This window comes from Paenibacillus sp. GSMTC-2017, from assembly GCF_016019935.1.
GTDB lineage: Bacteria > Bacillota > Bacilli > Paenibacillales > Paenibacillaceae > Pristimantibacillus.
Genome location: NZ_JAECMT010000001.1, coordinates 370583 through 389335, shown reverse-complemented (window position 1 = coordinate 389335; position 18753 = coordinate 370583). Strand labels below are relative to the sequence as shown.

The 18753-nt window shown below is 37.8% G+C and carries 19 protein-coding genes, 1 pseudogene and 1 other annotated feature; all 20 genes and pseudogenes read left to right on the top strand.

The window, feature by feature from the left end; genetic code table 11:
* Nucleotides 1-298: 298 nt before the first annotated feature.
* The 20 genes and pseudogenes from I6N90_RS01745 (at nucleotide 299) to I6N90_RS01650 (ending at nucleotide 18622) form a co-directional block, all read left to right on the top strand.
* Entirely contained in the window at nucleotides 299-514 is a 216-nt protein-coding gene (locus tag I6N90_RS01745; RefSeq protein ID WP_197933793.1) for a DUF6366 family protein, read from the top strand.
* A 157-nt stretch (nucleotides 515-671) separates the two neighbouring features.
* Complete coding sequence (locus I6N90_RS01740) at nucleotides 672-1298, top strand: class I SAM-dependent methyltransferase (protein ID WP_197933792.1); 627 nt, start codon at nucleotides 672-674, stop codon at nucleotides 1296-1298.
* 25 nt (nucleotides 1299-1323) lie between these two features.
* A complete protein-coding gene (locus I6N90_RS01735) occupies nucleotides 1324-2052 on the top strand; it encodes a metallophosphoesterase family protein (protein WP_197933791.1) in 729 nt (242 codons plus the stop codon).
* 26 nt (nucleotides 2053-2078) lie between these two features.
* Complete coding sequence (locus I6N90_RS01730; RefSeq protein ID WP_197933790.1) at nucleotides 2079-2636, top strand: hypothetical protein; 558 nt, start codon at nucleotides 2079-2081, stop codon at nucleotides 2634-2636.
* 111 nt (nucleotides 2637-2747) lie between these two features.
* Nucleotides 2748-3107 (top strand): annotated as a pseudogene (locus tag I6N90_RS01725) (tRNA(His) guanylyltransferase Thg1 family protein); the annotation flags it as partial.
* 1 nt (nucleotide 3108) lies between these two features.
* Nucleotides 3109-3546 (top strand): AAA family ATPase, encoded by a 438-nt coding sequence (locus I6N90_RS01720; RefSeq protein ID WP_197934756.1) that lies wholly within the window; start codon nucleotides 3109-3111, stop codon nucleotides 3544-3546.
* A gap of 54 nt (nucleotides 3547-3600) precedes the next feature.
* On the top strand, nucleotides 3601-4485 hold the full coding sequence (locus I6N90_RS01715) for an RNA ligase family protein (protein ID WP_197933789.1): 885 nt from the start codon (nucleotides 3601-3603) through the stop codon (nucleotides 4483-4485).
* Between the two features lie 56 nt (nucleotides 4486-4541).
* On the top strand, nucleotides 4542-5063 hold the full coding sequence (locus I6N90_RS01710; protein ID WP_197933788.1) for a hypothetical protein: 522 nt from the start codon (nucleotides 4542-4544) through the stop codon (nucleotides 5061-5063).
* 388 nt (nucleotides 5064-5451) lie between these two features.
* Entirely contained in the window at nucleotides 5452-6069 is a 618-nt protein-coding gene (locus tag I6N90_RS01705) for an immunity protein Imm33 domain-containing protein (protein ID WP_197933787.1), read from the top strand.
* 29 nt (nucleotides 6070-6098) lie between these two features.
* The gene (locus I6N90_RS01700) at nucleotides 6099-6584 is read left to right on the top strand and encodes a hypothetical protein (RefSeq protein ID WP_197933786.1); all 486 of its coding nucleotides are present in this window, start codon (nucleotides 6099-6101) and stop codon (nucleotides 6582-6584) included.
* Between the two features lie 43 nt (nucleotides 6585-6627).
* Complete coding sequence (locus I6N90_RS01695) at nucleotides 6628-7062, top strand: oxidoreductase (RefSeq protein WP_197933785.1); 435 nt, start codon at nucleotides 6628-6630, stop codon at nucleotides 7060-7062.
* Between the two features lie 18 nt (nucleotides 7063-7080).
* Nucleotides 7081-7953: a YwqG family protein gene (locus I6N90_RS01690; protein ID WP_232242489.1), complete on the top strand. Its 873-nt coding sequence runs from the start codon at nucleotides 7081-7083 to the stop codon at nucleotides 7951-7953.
* A 39-nt stretch (nucleotides 7954-7992) separates the two neighbouring features.
* The gene (locus I6N90_RS01685) at nucleotides 7993-8160 is read left to right on the top strand and encodes a hypothetical protein (protein WP_197933784.1); all 168 of its coding nucleotides are present in this window, start codon (nucleotides 7993-7995) and stop codon (nucleotides 8158-8160) included.
* A gap of 76 nt (nucleotides 8161-8236) precedes the next feature.
* Complete coding sequence (locus I6N90_RS01680) at nucleotides 8237-8740, top strand: hypothetical protein (protein WP_197933783.1); 504 nt, start codon at nucleotides 8237-8239, stop codon at nucleotides 8738-8740.
* A gap of 521 nt (nucleotides 8741-9261) precedes the next feature.
* Nucleotides 9262-9789, top strand: coding sequence for a sigma-70 family RNA polymerase sigma factor (locus tag I6N90_RS01675; protein ID WP_197933782.1), 528 nt, complete (start codon nucleotides 9262-9264; stop codon nucleotides 9787-9789).
* Nucleotides 9786-12158, top strand: coding sequence for a DUF4179 domain-containing protein (locus I6N90_RS01670; protein WP_197933781.1), 2373 nt, complete (start codon nucleotides 9786-9788; stop codon nucleotides 12156-12158). Before I6N90_RS01675 ends, I6N90_RS01670 begins: the two co-directional genes overlap by 4 nt.
* A gap of 50 nt (nucleotides 12159-12208) precedes the next feature.
* The gene (locus I6N90_RS01665; RefSeq protein WP_197933780.1) at nucleotides 12209-13285 is read left to right on the top strand and encodes a hypothetical protein; all 1077 of its coding nucleotides are present in this window, start codon (nucleotides 12209-12211) and stop codon (nucleotides 13283-13285) included.
* A gap of 260 nt (nucleotides 13286-13545) precedes the next feature.
* On the top strand, nucleotides 13546-13932 hold the full coding sequence (locus I6N90_RS01660; protein ID WP_197933779.1) for a hypothetical protein: 387 nt from the start codon (nucleotides 13546-13548) through the stop codon (nucleotides 13930-13932).
* 100 nt (nucleotides 13933-14032) lie between these two features.
* Nucleotides 14033-14269, top strand: a binding site (T-box leader).
* Between the two features lie 57 nt (nucleotides 14270-14326).
* Nucleotides 14327-16234 (top strand): arginine--tRNA ligase, encoded by a 1908-nt coding sequence (locus tag I6N90_RS01655; RefSeq protein WP_197933778.1) that lies wholly within the window; start codon nucleotides 14327-14329, stop codon nucleotides 16232-16234.
* A 120-nt stretch (nucleotides 16235-16354) separates the two neighbouring features.
* Nucleotides 16355-18622: a heavy metal translocating P-type ATPase gene (locus I6N90_RS01650; RefSeq protein WP_197933777.1), complete on the top strand. Its 2268-nt coding sequence runs from the start codon at nucleotides 16355-16357 to the stop codon at nucleotides 18620-18622.
* Nucleotides 18623-18753: the final 131 nt, after the last annotated feature.

Below are 18753 nucleotides of genomic sequence, written 5' to 3'. Positions count from 1 at the left end.
ATCTTTTGGCGGATGAAAGTTAAGTGACATTATTATTATAACAACAAGAGAGGGGTTAATAGCATGAAATCTTTATTGTTTATGACAAGTTGGGCATTAGTTGGAATTTGTATTGGAGGTTTGATTGTCGTTTTTAAAAATAGACGTAAGAAGTAGTACGGTCAAATCGGGTTGTGATTGCTGTGAACATGAAGAGCACGAATTCTCTTCATAGATAAGTTCGTTGATGTCTTGTTTCGTATCGTATCTAGAGCTTGGGAAGAATCTATTGTAAATAGATCTCTTAGGAGGTTTAAATGTGAATGAAAATAAAGAAACTCCTGAAAGTACAAGAGAAAGAATGAGGCAAGAGGAATGGAGAGGAAATCCAACTGGGAATGCAAACGATGCCATTACTAGGGCAGAAACAGGAAGCCTTAGTACTTTAGCAGATGGTTTAGGTTGGAAAGGGATTGGTATTTTAATAGTTGTAATTATTATAATATTTGTTGTTGGTTCGATATTTTTTACGTAAGAAGACCTCATTATGGGGTCTTTTTTTGTATCCTTGAAGTTGGGTTGAATATATAAAATATGGTATATTACTAGATAAATTTAATTATAAGTTTGAACATGACGATGACAGGAGCGCCAAAACTTATGGATATTAAATGCGCATTCGAAGTTAATCTATGAAGGAGTACTGGGATAATAGATTTATAAGTGAAGGGCTCATCTGGGGAGAACGACCAAGCGAAACTGTGTATGCTGCAAAGGAAATATTTTTGGAAAATGATGTTAGGACAGTTCTTGTTCCAGGAGCAGGTTATGGTAGAAATACAAAATTGCTCTCAGATACATTTCAAGTAGATGCAATTGAATTATCATCTGAAGCGATTACTCTAGCTCGTCTTTGGGATAGCAAAAGTAATTTTATTGAACAATCTATTTTTGATTTACCTGATACAAATAAGAAATACGATGCCATTTTTTGTTATGGCCTTATACATTTATTCACTGAAAGTGATAGAGCGAAGCTAGTGAATAAGTGTTTGGAGCAGTTAGCTCAGAAAGGTGTGTATTACTTTACTTGTTTCTCAGACGAGGATGCTGCTTATGGGATAGGAAAAGAAGTAGAGTACAATACATTTGAATATAAGCGCGGCAAGATAGCACATTTTTTTAGCGAAGATGATCTTAGAAATCGCTTTAAGGAATCAAAAATTATTGAAACAGGTTCATTAGAAGAAAACTTTGAATACGCAAATGATACTATCAAAACGTACAAACTTCGATATATTTTGGGGATGAAGCACTAAATACTTGAGATGAGGCGTGTATAAGATGGAAAAAATAGCAGTAATTTCAGACATACATGGTAATAAATTTGCTCTTGAAGCAGTACTCGCCAATATCATTCTTCGAAATGTTGACCATATTGTTCAGCTTGGGGACGCTTTATACGGTCCACTTGATCCACTTGGGACAGCTGACCTTCTTATGAATCGCAACATCATTCACATCATGGGCAATTGCGACGAAATTCTACTAGTGGACGAAGTCGGGGGACTAACATTTAATTTTGTAAAACCTTTGATTACGCCTGTGTATACAGAATGGCTTGGGAAATTTCTTCGTTCATGGAGTTATAAAGATTTACTCTTTTGTCATGGTACACCCACTGTTAACAATCGTTATTTGTTGGAAGAAGTTATGGAAACAGGTAGTACCATCAAGAGCCCTGCAAAACTTGAGCAAGAATTAGCGGAAATCTCTGAGCAAATTATCTTATGTGGTCACAGCCATGTCGGGAGAAGTGTCTACCTTCCGAATGGAAAGCTAATTGTAAATGCAGGAAGCGTTGGTCTTCCCGCATATGAAGATGAGCTTCCAATTCCACACAAGATGGAAGCTGGCTCTCCTCACGCTCGTTACGTCTTATTAGAAGGTACCGAAGGCAAATGGACAATATCACATGTACAAGTTCCTTACGATTGGACAGAAGCTGCGAGATTGGCTAGGTCTAACGGTCGTGAAGACTATGCGGTTGCGATTGAGAAGGGGTACATGTAAGAAGTTGAAGCAGGAGCGTAACAAATATGATCACAATAAATACTTACTTTAAAAAGAAACATTCTTGGGTAGTAGAGCATTTCCCACATGAGGTATATGACGATAATTTTCACTTGAGAAATGCTACGGATTGTTTTGTCCATATAGACGAAATGGAAAATGAAGAGAATATTAATTTTTTTAAACACCAAATCTGTAAATACTCTCAGACGGCTATAATCATTACCTATAAAGATGAAATCTTACTTAATTTTACTAGTTATGATCCCAATCAATGGTATTCATTATTGGTAGCTTTGGGAGAAGCTTGGCGTACAGGTGAAGGACATGGTTTTACGTATGATAGACAATTGCATTTTCGAATGAAAACTTTAGGTAATAACCAAATGAAATTACAATTCGACTACGATGAAGATCACATCGTTAGCTCAACAATCTTGCCCGAAAACGAACTAACAACAGCCATACTCACTGAAGCTAAGAAGTATTATTCAACTTTAATTCGCTTCGATGTTGATTTGAGTAAAGAACTAGCTTCGATTAATCGAATATTAGGAATTGATCTTTTTGAATCGTTGATTTGACCGCTTTTTCAAAGGCGGTTTTCTTTTGGTTAACATTGACATTATTATATAATGTGATAAAAATTATATGTATTACGTCTTTATAGGAGATGGATAATATTATCTGCATCTCTAGCAACATTCGATAGCAGAGCATGGGTGCTACCACATGATGAGGTAGCAAATTACTTTTTGTGGCGACAACAAGATGCTACTAAAAACAGCATTTCGATGGTTGCACAAGCGCATTTTCCTCATGGTGGATTACAGGGTCTAAGCGGTAAGAAGCTTCAGAATAAACTCTTTTTAGAAAAGAGGATTAATTGGAACGACCTGCCCCCATGGCAAAAACGTGGAGCTTGTATTACAAAACAAGCTTACTTTAAAGGTGAGACACAAAGAAGTAATTGGGATGTAGATATGGACATTCCAATTTTTTCTCAAAACAGAGAATTCATTAATCAATATGTTAAGTTAAATGAAGGTGAATGAATTGGATTGTGTTATTTTCATAGGCATACAAGCTTCAGGAAAGTCAACCTTTTATAAGGAACACTTTTTCAACACACACATGAGAATAAATCTAGATATGCTCAAAACAAGATACAGAGAAAAGACCTATGTTGAGGCTTCCATTCATGCTAAACAATCATTTGTTGTTGACAATACGAATCCAACCAAACTGGATCGCAAAAAATATATTGATGCCGTTAAAGGTAAAGGATATAAAGTAATTGGTTACTATTTCGAACCTGATTACGACGGATCAATCGTTAGAAATGAGCTACGGGATGAGCGTTATATCGTCCCTCTAGTTGGCATAAAGAGTACAATTAACAGACTTGAAAAACCACATTATGATGAAGGTTTTGATGAATTATTTACTGTAAAACTAGTTGAAGGAAATTTTAAAAGTGAACGATTGGAATAAGAATTGATAATTATCTATCATTCCTCACATTCACAAGAAGGAGCATGAACATATATGGGTGAAATGAAAATGTACTCTGATGTTATTCGTCTCGGTCATAGATCAACAGAAGGTGTATTAAACGTAGGTGATATGATCGTAATTCAAGAAAAACTTGATGGTTCAAATGCTTCATTTAAGCGTAGTGGTGATGTTGTTGAAGCTTTTTCTCGTACGATGCAATTAAGTTCTGATAATGATCTAAGAGGATTTTATAAATGGACACAAACGATTGATGTCAGTACATTGGTAGACGGAGTTGTTTATTTTGGAGAATGGCTTGTGAAACACAAAATTAATTATGGGGAAAATGCTAACCAATTTTATCTTTTTGACCTATACAACGAAAATGACTCAGTGTATGTTGATTTTTCCAAAGTAAAAGATGAGTCTAAACGATTGAACTTGAATCTCGTTCCTTTGTTTTATGAGGGTGAATTTCAATCTGTAGATCATCTTCAATCGTTTGTAGGTCATTCCTCCCTAGCAAAAGATGGGGAAGGGATAGTCGTCAAAAATATTAACTATAGAGATGCCTTTGATAGACAATGCTTCGTAAAATTGGTTTCTGATCGGTTTAAGGAAGTTCAAAAAGTGAAGGAGCCCAAAGATTCTAGTAATCAATCCCTTGTAATGAAGTTTGTAGAGGAATGTTTGACTACAGCAAGAGTAGAAAAATTACTACTTAAACTCGTAGATGAAAACTTGCTCCATGAACATTTTGGGATAGAAGATATGGGGATTATTTTAAAACAGCTCGGAAGTAGGGTCTATGATGACATAATGAAAGAAGAATCTGATTCACTACAATCTCTTGAAGAGAAGGATATACGAAGATGTATTGGCAGGAGCTTGCCTCTCATCATAAAAGCAGTTTTGTCCGAAAGACAAGCTACATAATGTCGAAAAAAAGATAATCCTGCTATTACCCAAGAAATGATTGAGGGAGGAACTAGATGAAGACTTTCACATGGATTGGGTCAATTTTAGCGATCAGTCTCATTAGCATGATGTTATATTCAAGTATAAGTAAAGAAAAGGTATCTGAGCAATTTGCAGAACACTTATTTGATTATCCACTCCCAGCAGAAACCTCACTTATTGCAAAACATCAGTTCAATGGCAAAAATTTTAGTGGTTTAGGTGGAAGCGGGGGATATTGGGTTGTAGTTGCGATCATGGAAATGACCTCTACACTCACAAAGGATGAAATTTTAGCTTACTATAAAAATATTGAGCTATTCCCATATCCTAAAAGTGAGAATCGTGGAGTAGAATTGGAGATATATTTTGAGGATGACAGGCGGAAAGTTGAAGATGCCAAAGGATTTTATTATCAAAATCAAAATCTCAGTAGTAGTCGAATTTCTAGTTACTTGCTTAACTCAGCGGATGATCAGATTAACCAAGCTACAGGTGAAACAAAGTATGTTATCCAGTTAATTAGTGGTTTTGATTACTTTTTAAATATGGATTGAATACGAATAACGATATATATAGGAGTGGATGGGTAACATAAAACACTTCTATTTTTTCTATTTACTCAGGGAATTATATTTTAAGTAGATGAAGTTATCAAAGGGGTGGCATATATTAATATCGTTCGATTGGCAACGTTAAATGATGTTGAAAAACTTGTTCAAATGAGCTGGGAGTGATCAAAAGAAAATAACGTCGAGTTTCTTATCCTATGGCCAAGTAGTGAAAGTGTACAATTTTACTTAAGAAATGGCTTTAATCGCTGTGAAGATGCGATGGAAAAACATTGGTGACGTATGTGATGAATAGCGGCTCGATATTTGCAACAGTATTAGTAAGTTTCAGATTGAAAGTAAGTAGGTTCATACTAAGGAGTGCAAAAATATAATGACATGGAAACTAGACAGCGTTGTAGAACTTCATAAAGAGGCACCATATACATTTTATCTTCCGAGTGATCAAGTAATAGAAAAATTGACTGTAGGTGACTTAGTTAAGTTAATTTTCATGTCCATAGAAGAACTTGAGAGTGAATACAATGGTGAGAGAATGTGGGTTGAAATTATTTCTCGAAATGGTTCTGATTTCGTAGGGAAATTAGCAAATCAACCTCATTATTTGAATTCTCTTCAATATGGGGACTTAATTGATTTTAATGCAATACATATTTGTGCAACTAAACTAGATGATCCTTGGTCAGCGGATATGGATTATTATTTTGATAATAAAGTCGTTGTTAGTAATGACGTACTATCGAGAAATGAGTTTAATTTCTTGCTTCGATTTAATCCAAATAATGAAGATGATTTAGGCTGGGTCTTTTTTAGTGGGCATGAAGAAGAAGACGCTAATAATACTCAAGTGATTTCGGTTGGTGTAATGTTGAATATAGATGATTCGATATTAGCGTTTATCAATGATCCTGCTCCATGTGCATATGAAAGAGATAAGATAACTTCAAAACTTTTGAAAATAGAAGATTATGACTTTAGTATTCATGGGTAAAGTTTGTATAAAAATATGGTAGAAAAGGGATGTATCATTCTGAAAGAGATGTCTGTCAGCCAATTGATGTACAGGAAACGTACATTAATCTATCTGTGTCTTATCCTCCTCCTGAATTGAGATTAGAGTCGAAGCATGGTTTCTCAGAGTTAATATTAACTCACTTTGAAATTCTTTTTGAGGTGTACTACAAACTTCAACAAAACAATTATGTTGCGATGAAGTATATTGAAAATCCATGGACTTGGCTTGAGTTCGTAAAAGAAGGAAATGAGCTTGTCATTAGCGAGCTAAGGATTGAACATCACGAAGTCTCGTATATTCAAACGAATAGAGATCCGTTTGTAAATGTAAAAAAAGAATACATTATCAACGAAAGAGTTCTATGGGCAGACTTTGAATATGATCTTATTACAAAAGCTAAGGAACTTATCAAAACGATAGAAGAGATAAATGAAAATATGGTAACGTCAAAATGTTTTAATGGCATTAAACAATTTATACTTAATCATTAATTTAGTAATATCGTTCGGTTCATATCTGTATTTAGGAGGTAACATGAAAACAATTAATCACATAGAAACTAGACTCTCAAGCAGATATGAGGATCTTGATCCAAATCAAGATGGAAACAAAAATACACAATTTGCTGATTTCATTATTGATGGTGATTCGTTATATAAAAGGTTAAGCAAATATGAAATGGTTCCCGCTTTAGGTTGGGGTACTAATGAACATCAAAAGTTAATGATTGATTATTTATTGCTTAAGCAGCGACATGAATACTTGTATTACAGATACCCTATTTTAGTATGTCCTTGGTGTGGTGATGAGGAGTGTGGGTTTATATCAGTAAGTATTGATAGAGAAGAAGATATTGTCATATGGCAAGATTTTAGATTAGAAAGTGAAAATAAAAAAATCGACATAGGTCCTTTCTATTTTGATTGGAAAAATTATTCTAACGAAATTACGAAAACATATACTAAATAACCTTTAAAGGAGCTAGTTATGATTAGTAATGAATTAATCCTTCAATTGCTTGAGAAGGCAGGACTTGAAAAATATAAACAATCAATCGCCACATGGATTTACCCTACAGCACAACTGATTCTTGAGCCTGTTCTTGATACTTATATACCAGTTGGTAGCAGCAAGGTTGGGGGTAATCCTGATCTTCTCGAAAATGTGAACTGGCCCATATGGAAAAAATATGATATGACTTTTATTGCTCAAATTAATTTGGATGAATGTCCATTTGAGTTAGATCTTCCATGTGGCGGTCTACTATCCTTTTTTTATGCCGTAAAACCGATGTTCGAGGATATAGAATTTTTTGGTGACCCTGATACATGTCACGTTGTTTATACGGAAGTTGATCAACTTGACCGATTAATACGCAGAGAAACACCTGATTTAGAGTGTGTTAAGATGAAGTCTAATAAGATTTCATTTATTCCAGGGTTGTCTGTACCGACTTCGGAATCTGCCTATTTGGAAAGTCAGAATCTTGGATGGAATGGCAACATTGTCGATTATGAAAAGTATTGGAATGTATTCTTGCATGAATACAGGAAGCATTGGGATAGTGAAAGTTATATTAATCGGCTAATGGGACATCCAGATCAAATTCAAGGAGATATGCAGGTTAGTTGTGTAAAAGCTTATGGTGAACATACAAGGGAAGATATGCAGGATTCTAAAGTGCGTAACCAGATCGTGAACTCAGCGTTGAAGTGGCGATTGCTACTTCAGATCGATTCAGAGGAAGATAAGACAGGAATCATGTGGGGAGACGTTGGCCGAATTTATTTTTGGATCCATGAGGATGATCTTAAAGCACTACGCTTTGATCGGGTGAATTGTGAGATGCAGTGTACCTAGCTGAATGCATATTAAACTTTCTCATAGGAGTGTGTGCATATGAGTAATAACAATAAGCGGGATTGGTACGATGATGAAGTTGATAAAAAAGAAGTTGTTAGAACGAAGAAGAAAATGATAGCGGGTATAGCTGTGTTTATTATTTTTATTGTAATTGTAGTCTTCTTGTGCAATTTGGGATTAAATATGCTTCGCAATCCTTTTTAAGTTGTTCTTAAGTTGAGTAAATTTAGGGCATTAATGATTAAGTTCATCTAGATGGAAAGTGTAAGGAGAAATTAATGTGGACGATTTAGTAACAGATAATAATGGATTATATTGCTTACCACTATATCAAAAACCCAAGCTAAAGCTATCACTACACATTTTGTATGGTGTAATAATAACAATGTTTTTAGGTTTCATAATGATACCAACTGATGATAAAGAGAAATTTATTTTAAACATTGTATTTCTTGTTTTTGCGCTTTTATTTGGATTCGTTTGGCTTGCAATAACATTTACCAAAAAGCATTATTTGTTAATTACTGACGAACATCTGGAATATAGATGGTTATTTGGCCACAAAGTAATCCTATTAAACAGTATTTATAAAGTTGACTTTTATTCAGACAATGGAGTGACTAAATTCGGGATTTGGGCGAATGAGCAGGGGAAACGATCATTTTTCGAAAGAACAGATCAATTTTTTGGTAGAGACTATCCGGTTAGTATAGTTGTTTCTTCGTTTCGAAGTATTGATTTTGAGAAATTGCAATTAACATTACTATCTAAAGTTCAGCACTGATAAGTCTATGAGGTGAATAATAATTGAAAACATTTAGTAAACGATCTAAGAAGATAAAAGTTAACGATTTTCTTTTTCATTGTGTCATTGATGAATATTTTAAAAATGAGTGTGTTACTTTTAAGGTGTATCCTCATAATACTAAAACATCCTTTTTCGAAGTACGGTTTTCATGGCAAGGATCTTGGTTTTTTAATCTCAATCTTCCAAGAACATGCTCAACCTTAATTCAATACGCAATAAATAATGGATGGAATTATCATCAAGAAAAAAATCAGATTCGAATTGAACAAGGAGATTTTTTAATTAAGTTAATAGAGATAAAAGATTGAAATCAGTTAATTCTAATAATTACCCCCATCTTACGGACAAGGTGGGGGTATTTGTCGCATACGTTTCAAATGCGAGCTGAATTGGATCACCTCTTAAAATAAATTTACAAAAAATATTGTGGAAATTAAAGCTAAAACTTGTCTATCGTTATCTAACTAAATAAGAGGGAAAGGAGCGAACGATGCAACATGGATATACATAAGCTCGTTAAAAAGGCACAAAAGGGCAATGATAAGGCATTCCTTGAACTTTTTCAACAGTATGAGGAATCAATCTACCGTATCGCCTACATGTATGTGAAGAATAAGGAAGATGCGCTTGATATCGTGCAAGATACAGCATATCAATCATTCAAGTCGATTGGCAGCTTACGGGAACCGCAATATATTAAAACGTGGCTATTCAAAATTGCAATTAATCGTGCCATTTATATATGTAAGCAGAGGCAGAAAATTATTTTGTTTCCAACTGACTATAAAGAGCACGAGAATGCCAATACCTGTGAGGAAGATATTCCTCTTTCGGTAACGTTGCAGCAATTGCTTGATGATCTCGATACGAACGAAAAAAGTGTTATTACGCTGAAATATTATGAAGGATATACGATTCAAGCGATTGCAGACATGCTGGAGTTGCCCTTAGGATCAACAAAAACAATATTGTATCGAGGGCTAGGCAAGCTGCGACAAAGTTTAAAGAGAGGTGAAACCTTATGACAGTTCACGATCCTATTAGGAAGGAAATAGAGAAATTAGCCATTCCTAAGGAACTACATGAGCGCAGTAAAATGGGTATTCAACAAGCGAAGCGGGAGATCGGGCGAACGAGCATCACCAAGAAAGTTGCTAAAGGTGCGGCAATTACGGTAGCAGGGGTTGTTTTGGTCGTTTCATTAGGAGCTGCAGCTTCACCAACATTTGCAGAGTACGTGAAGTCTTGGTTCACCTTATATAAAACAGATGATGGCATAAAAAAAGCTGTTAGCGACGGATTTGCTGTGCCTATTAACAAAGAAGTATCCGACCAAGGAATTACCTTCAAAGTGAAAGAAGCGATTCACGATGAACTGCGAGTATCACTTTTATATGGTATAGAAAGGGATGGGAAATCGATAGATTCTGATCGTTTGTTCGACACATTTATTCCAAATGGACCTGATGATGATCCGTATGTGAATAGATATGAAGTTGTCGATAAAGAAGGCAACGTTCTTCCTTTAAAATTGCAGCATACCCAAACGGGCAGTGATCGAATATTGACGCTAACGCTTCAAGATTTTATTCCTGGGCGATCGCACTCGTCTTTGTCAGAGTTGCCAGATCAAATTATTGTTCGATTTGATATTAATCAAATTGGCAGTACATATGGCAAATGGCAGTTGGAAGTGCCGCTCGATTTGACAAAAGCGAAAGCTGCTACTGCCGTTGTATCTATTAATAAGCGCTACGAATCTCCGCTAGGTTTCAGTATAGATTTTAATCAGCTTCGTCATGGAACAAGCACCTCGGAAATTATGCTGCAAGTCCATGAGACACAAGCTTGGAGAAGTGCGATGAAGAGCGCGCCAATGTTTCGATATGAGGTGAAAGACAGAGGGGGTAATATAGTTGCTGTACATGATGGATTAAATCGCAAAGATTTGATATCAGAAAGTGTGAACACCATTGATCAAGGAGGATATGGAACACTTGGACATATGAAATATAGACATTCTTTCGTTCCATTTGAGGATACAGAAGAGTTGACACTATCACTTACTGCGATTTATTCGCAAGAGCAAGTGTCTTCGGGAATTGTATTGCCGGTTCTTCCTGAGCTATTGAAAAAAGAACCTCTTGTAAAGGAGGTGAATGGGAAGAAGGTAACACTTAAAGCGCGGACGAAGAGCGAAGAGCAGAGTGAGTTACTAAACAATGGTCAAACTGCTTTTGAAGGAAAAGGATGGATACTTGAGCTCGATCAGCAGCTTGGATCGGATACACTTGATATGCAATGGTCAATTGTGGACGAGCAAGGAAAACTAATAATGGTAGAATCAGTAACAGCGCGGGAGGAAGATGAGCAAGGGAATGATTATAATCGGACGATGTTTTTCTTTGCGGATCAAACTTCGCTGCCTCGCAGTCTAAGCTTGAATTTGAACAGCTGGACGAAGATAATACCTGTCAATTGGAGTATTTCGCTAGTGTCTTCAACAGAGTCACTTCCGCAGGTGGATTATGAACCGATTTATGAGATGACGGTAGAACAAGTAGAGCGTACTGTTGTGGACGAAGCGGAGCGGGCGATGCGTGAATTAATGCCGAACAAACAGGCAGAAATGTACGGTGTCGCAGATTACGGGAATCGGTGGTTGCTGTATACGAAGGACAACAGTGGCAGTTTGGTTATTATGGATAAGGCAACAACAGAGCCAATTAGTGTTCAGCGGAGCATTCCTTATCATGAATTAGAAAGTGAGCTGCGGAAGTCGGTAGAAGACACGTTAAGGGCGATGAATCCGGAACAATCTTTTGTGGCCATGGAAGTGGTAAGAGAAAAATCAGACATGCGTAACCAGTGGATTATCCATAATGAGGGGCTCAACATCGTCGTTGATGCAGCAACTGGCAAGGTAAAGGAAGCACTGATTAGCTATGCAGCTGGAGCTTTAGATGAGAAGGTAAAAACAATCGCAGAAGAAGCTTACGAACACTTATCGAATGGAAAATCATTAACAGCAACCGATATGAAGCAGCGTTGGATGCCAAACAGACATGTATGGGAAATTTATCGCGAAGGCAGCTTGTTAGCTCAAGTTGATGTACGGACGAATAACCTTGTGCTCGTAGAGCAAAGCTTCAAGGATGATTACCCTGGAGATGAAAGTGCAGCAAAGAAACTGTACGCTAAAGGGCTCTATACGAAAGAACAAGCGATTGCAAAGGTTAGTTCAATCATCGAGCAACTGTTTGCTATTAATCTGCAAGACTATGACATGAGCATACAGATGAATGAATATACGTTTTCGAAAAAAGGAGCAACATCGATTAGAGGTACTGTTAACGCTAGAGGAGAGTTTTGGAAGATAGAACAGCTTTTTTAGAGAGAGAACAAGAGTAGGGAATATAAATAAGGTAGTGGAGGCCGTTATATATGAAAATGAACCGAATACTTGCACTTACATTAGCATTAAGCTTATTGGCAGCAACTCCTGTAATAGCAACATCTCCTAGTGGAGGCAACGGAAGCGATAATGGCACGGAAGTCGTTCAATATTCGGAATTGGACGCGACTTTTAAAGAAGCAGCGGAAAAAGCAGTAGTTCAATACGGTAACGGAAAATCTTTTAAGTTGGAGAATGTGATTAAGAGTGAATACTTTGTAGATGAGAAAAACAACAGTACTCGCTGGTTGATTGAAAATAAAGACCGCAGTGCTATTGTATCTGTTGATGCCATTTCAGGAGAACTGCTTACGCTCTTTCTTGGTTTCGATATTTCAGAGGTAAAGGGAGGTTACGACAAATACATAAAGGCAGCTCAATCTTCAGCTAAGCAACTAAACGCTAAATCGGGACTCGCTTTCACAAGAGCGGAGCTATTTGTATCGAACCTCAAATCGAATAAGAAACAATCTATCAGTTTTTATACGAAAGACGAACAATTTATTGCACTTGACGTAAATACGAGCAAGCTGAACAACTATCGCTTGAAATTTAAAGAGACAGACGTTGATCGCAATATCGTTAGTACGGCTGAGCAAGCACTAAAGAGCATGGGAAATAACAAGTCTCAACCGTTTACACATATTGAGCGCAACAATATCGGGGCGACTACAGAGAAAGAAGAAATATGGATATTGCAGAGGAAAATAGAAGTTAAAGACGTTGATCGCAAAAAATATAATGCCCTTGAGCGAACCGGAGAAAATAAATGGCTCTTCGGCGAATCACAAGTTGTCATTGACGGTAAAACAGGAAAGTTAATTTCAATTACAGTATCATCTAAGAAAGAGGATCAGAAACAAAAGAAATTAACAGAAAAACAGGGTGTTGCGCTCGCGAAGACTGCTGCAAAAAAATTGTTTGGTGTAGATTTGTCCTCTTATAAGGTAAAGGTAGATAAAGAGTGGGGAGATTATACATTCAGCAGCAAAGGAAAAGAATCAATCGTTGCTAAATTTAATAATTTCGGTGATCTTGTTCGGATGGAACGGGTTGTAAATAAGTAACCGGAAGTATGAAATAATTATCTAAAGGGTCACCCTGTTAAGACATTAACGGGGTGACCCTTTTTTTATTTTGTTGAGGCTGACACAATCATAAAATATCTATGGCAGATAGATTTTTTTTGGTAGGGACTATTCGGTTAGTATGGTTTTTTCTAAGTTTCAAAATATTGACTTTTGAAAAATTACGTTTAACATTACTTCTAAAAGTTAATAGTCATTTGTAATAGTTTACTCTATTAATTGAATTGGTGGTGATCATCATGTATAAAGTTTCAAAGTTAATGTTTTATTATGGGCTCTATATTATTATTTTAGGAGCTTCGCTTCTTTTTACTCCTAAAGTTGTACAGCCAATTTTGCAATTTAATGATGATTCAACTGTTTGGATTCAATTTTTTGGTATGATCCTATTATGTATTGGTTTCTACTACGTTCGGTCCGGTTTAGATAATAATGTCCATTTTGCTAAATCAACTGTGTTTGGTAGAATATTCGTTTGTATCGTTGCGATTGTTTTAACCATTAAGTACGAGCTACCGATTAATTTCATAGTAATTGGGGTATTGGATTTTTTAAGTGCGGTAGTGACGATGTACCTCTTACCTAAAAGTATTGAAAAGAATAGTAGAAGCAATATAGAGTGTTAACAATCACTTGAAGGATCCATACCAACAATTCAACCCAACTTGACAAGAAACTATCTTTACATTATAAATATAAATAACCTAATTTTCAGAATATTAAATCGAAAAGTCGATGAACGGGATAGTAGTCCAAAAAGGATAGTTACAGCGAGCCGGGATAGTGGAAGCCGGTACGGATGTTTTGGATGAAGCGGGCCCGGGAGATGATTTCCCGAACGAATGATGTATTCACCAGTAGGGTAATCCGGTCAATGACCGTTACAACAATCGAGAGGTTGATTCCACATAAGGAATCGACTAATTGGAGTGGCACCACGGGAGTATAGCTCTCGTCTCTATGTTTTAGAGACGGGAGCTTTTTTGTATACTTTTTTAACCTATGAGGGGGAGAAACGAAATGATTAGTCAACTATTGAAGCAGAAGCTTGAGCAAACGACCGAACAATTATTGCAAAAAGAAGGGATCGTTACGGATCGACCAATAAAAGTTTCAGTAGAGAAACCATCAAATGAGGATCATGGTGAGTATAGCAGTAATGTGGCTATGCAACTTGCAAAGTTGTTGAGACGCTCACCTCTAGATATAGCACGATATTATCAAGAAAAGCTTAAAGAGGATGACGAGCTAAATAAAATAGTCGATCTCATTGAGATTGCTCCTCCTGGGTTCATCAATTTTCATTTGAATTGGAGTGGCTGGGCTGAAGGGTTGAGTAGACAAGGTGGGGGTAGCAAACCAGCAACTGCTAAAAAAACGTTAATTGAACATACGTCCATTAATCCTAATAAATCAGCGCATATCGGTCATCTTCGTAATTCGTGTATTGGTGATACGCTAGCTAGATTGCTTCGTCATCAAGGTCATAAGGTCGAAGTTCATAATTATATCGACGATTTAGGCAATCAATTGGCTGATACTGTTGTCGGCTTGTTGCGCTCTACAACAGAAGGAAGTTTTGAGCGATTCGGCGACTTCTGCTGGGAGACGTATAGTGCTGTGAATAAAGCATACAAGTCAGCGCCAGAATTGACACAACAACGTACAAATATTCTTCACCAGTTAGAGGAAGGCAATAATGCAATGGCTTGGCTTGGGCTGCTAGTTGCTGAACGTATCGTGAAAGAGCATGTAGATGAAATGAATCAATTCGGCATTTCGTACGACGTATTGGTGTGGGAAAGCGATATTGTTAGAGAAGGATTTTGGTCCGAAACGTTTGAGAAGCTTGAACAGACATCTGTTTTCCGACAGGAACAAACGGGCAAGCTTGCTGGTTGCTGGGTACTAAAAGCAGATGCTGGCAAAAGTGACGAGGTCTCGGGGGTACTAGCAGAAGAGGTTGCTAATGATTCCGATTCGGATGGGCATCAAGAGGATAAAGTGTTGGTCCGCTCCAATGGAGTACTCACGTATACGGCTAAAGACATCGCATATCATTTGTGGAAATTTGGGTTACTGGATAAAGACTTCCGTTACAAAAAGTTTAGTGATGGGTTATGGACGACTAACGGAGGAGGAAAGAAAAGATCAATTGGGCTTGCAGATACCGTTATCAATGTTATCGATCAAAGGCAGCAATATCCTCAGGCGATGGTAAAAGAAGCGTTAATAGCGTTAGGTTTTGAGGCACAGGCACAGCATTTACATCATGTAAGTTATGGTGTCGTATCGTTAAGTCCTGAAACTGCAAAGGGACTTGGTATCGATACATCAGATGGAAAGCGAGCATATGCAATGTCCGGCAGACAAGGAATTGGTGTCAAAGTATCAGAAATGCTAAGTGTGATGGAAAAAGTTGTAGACGAGAGACGTTCCCGTAAAATAGGCTTGTCTAGCCGAACGATTGCAGCTGCTGCTATCCGGTATTATTTGCTGAAATATCATTTACAGACGGAAGTTGTATTTGATTTACAGCAGGCGACAGAAACGACAGGAAATACGGGAATTTACTTGCTGTATACGTATGCACGTACGTCGAGTCTACTAGAGAAGGTAAACATTGCGAATGTAGGTATCGAGCTTCCATCGTTTGATGATTTGGAAAAGCAAGAGCGTGCGTTACTCCGTCTGCTTGCTTATTGGCCAGAAACACTGCAAAACGCTGAACGCGAGTTGTCACCAAATGTGCTTTGTACGTATGCGCATGAGCTCGCCGCTACGTTTAACCATTTCTATGCGGTATGCCCAATTTTAAAAGCAGAAGAGGGTAAAAAATCACTTCGTGTATGGCTCTCTCATCGCAGCAAAGAAACACTTCATGAAGTACTCACCATACTCGGATTACCAACGCCAAAGAGGATGTAATCGTTTATTAATCGATCATGCAATTCACCAATCACACATATAGTGATAAGGCGGAAGTACAAGCATCTGTGAAGCACACTTTCACAGATCTGTTAATGCATGATCGGAGGACAATAATTAATGAGTAATGCACTTGAAGATAACAAAGCTGTCAAAAGTTCAGAAATGGACTTAACGATACAAGGAATGAGCTGTGCAGCATGTGCAACTAGAATTGAGAGGGTGCTAACACGTTTGGAAGGCGTAAGGGAAGCAGCTGTCAGCTTCCCTCTTCGTACAGCATGGCTCCAGATTGAACCAGGAACTGTAACGAAAGAACAAGTCACAGACAAGGTAAAAGGGTTGGGATTTACTGCGATGACAAATGAATCGGCAAGCGAAGGATTACAGAGGGAGCGAAAAGGTATACGATTACGTCTTATGGTGTCGATTATACTGACATTACCTCTTCTTCTTGGTATGGTGCATCATTTACCGCTACTTGAACCGTTTGTTAAATTTTTACCGACATGGTTGCTAGCGCCGTGGTTACATCTTGCCCTTGCCACTATTATTCAATTTGTTATTGGAATGCCCTTTTACTTTGGGGCTTATTATGCAGTTCGTCAGCGCAGTGCTAACATGGATGTGCTTGTTGTATTAGGAACGACCGCAGCTTATTTATATAGTCATTACATTGTATTTGCGCAAGGGTTGACCCTGTCGCATGAGGATACACTTCAATCGTCCCCGTTATATTTCGAGACGTCGGCTGTCGTCATTACAGCTGTCCTTCTTGGTAAATTTATTGAGACATCTGCCTCCCTTCGTACGCAGAACGAATCATTAGGTTTTACTCAATTGCATGTACAGACCGCTATGGTTGAGCGGGCAGGTACGGTAACTCCCCTTAGGACTGAGTTTATACGAAGTGGCGATGTTGTATATGTAGACGAAATGGAAATCATTCCTGTAGACGGTACAGTTCAACAAGGTGATTCAACAGTAGACGAAGCTTTATTAACAGGAGAAAGCATATCTGTACAGAAAAAAGCGGGAGATTCAGTTTGGGCAGGAACACGAAATATGAGTGATAAGCTCAAATTGGTAACGACTGCTGCTGGACATGACACGATGCTTAATCGCATTCAAGAGCTCGTTCATCAAGGTCAAAGATCCAAATCTTCGATCCAATCTCAAGTAGATGTAGTTGCAAGTTGGTTTGTTCCGACTATGCTTGTTATTGCATTATCAACTTTCTTTATATGGGGTTTCATAGCTGATCCGGGTAATTGGAGTAAAGCTGCAATATGTGCAATAGCTGTGCTACTCGCGGCATGTCCATGTGCGCTTGGCCTTGCAGCTCCGATATCTCTTGTTATTGCATCTGGCAGATTAGCAAAGCAAGGTATTATTACAAAAGAGGCTGGAGCAGTCGAGCGGCTAGCTTTTATTGAAACAATACTATTAGACAAAACAGGTACGCTCACGGAAGGCAAACTCAGAATAAGTAGCATGGAGAGTTTTGGTATTGGACGTACGGTGCTTCTGCGTCTTGCTGTTGCATTAGAAGCGGAGTCTACGCATCCTCTTGCTGTAGCGGTGAGAAATGAATCGTTACGTCTAGGGCTTGTCATTCCAGATGCAGAGAAAATCCAGTATACAGTAGGAGCAGGCACTTCAGGCTGGATAAAAGGTGAGTATGCTACGTTTGGGAATGCAAGATATATGGCTATGCAAAGTATTGTTATCGAATCAAATATGAAAAAGGTAGCATTGTTACGAGAAGGTTTAGGTGAGACGGTTCTTTATGCAACATTACAAGGGAAATGTGTTGGTTTTATAGGGTTCACCGATTCAATAAAGCGAAGTGCAAGTGAAATGGTAACTGCACTAAAAAAATTAGGCGTGGAGCCAATAATGGCTACCGGTGATCATCCAGCTCCAGCCAAAGCAGTCGCTCATGTTATAGGAATCAAGAGTGTTCACTCTTCAATGCTTCCTGAGGGAAAACTTGCACTTGTCAATGAGTTAAAAAACAGTGGGAAAAAAGTGGCGATGGCAGGTGATGGTTGGAACGATGCGCCGGCTCTTGCTGCGTCGGATGTCGGAATTGCGATGGGGAATGGAACGTATGGAGCTTTGCATGCGGGACATGTTACGCTCTTATTTTCAAGGCTGATGGCAATTCCAGAAGCGATTCGCGTAAGCAGACTTACGATTCGTAATATTCGTCAAAACCTTGCATTTGCTTTTTTATATAATGCTATCATTATTCCTTTTGCAGCAATTGGGTATTTGAAGCCTTGGATGGCGGGAACTGCGATGGCATTAAGTTCAGTTTCAGTTGTTGCAAATGCGTTATTACTCAAGTCGCGTCTAATTCGAGCGTCGGAAAGTGGACATTAGTGAGCGAGAAAACGGCTGAGAAGTCTGTAGTATCAAGGGTTTCCTTGAGAGGAAACCCCATTTGAACACCTAGCGAAAAAATCAGAAACCTTTCATGAGCTTATTGAACTTATGAAAGGTCTCCTATTTTT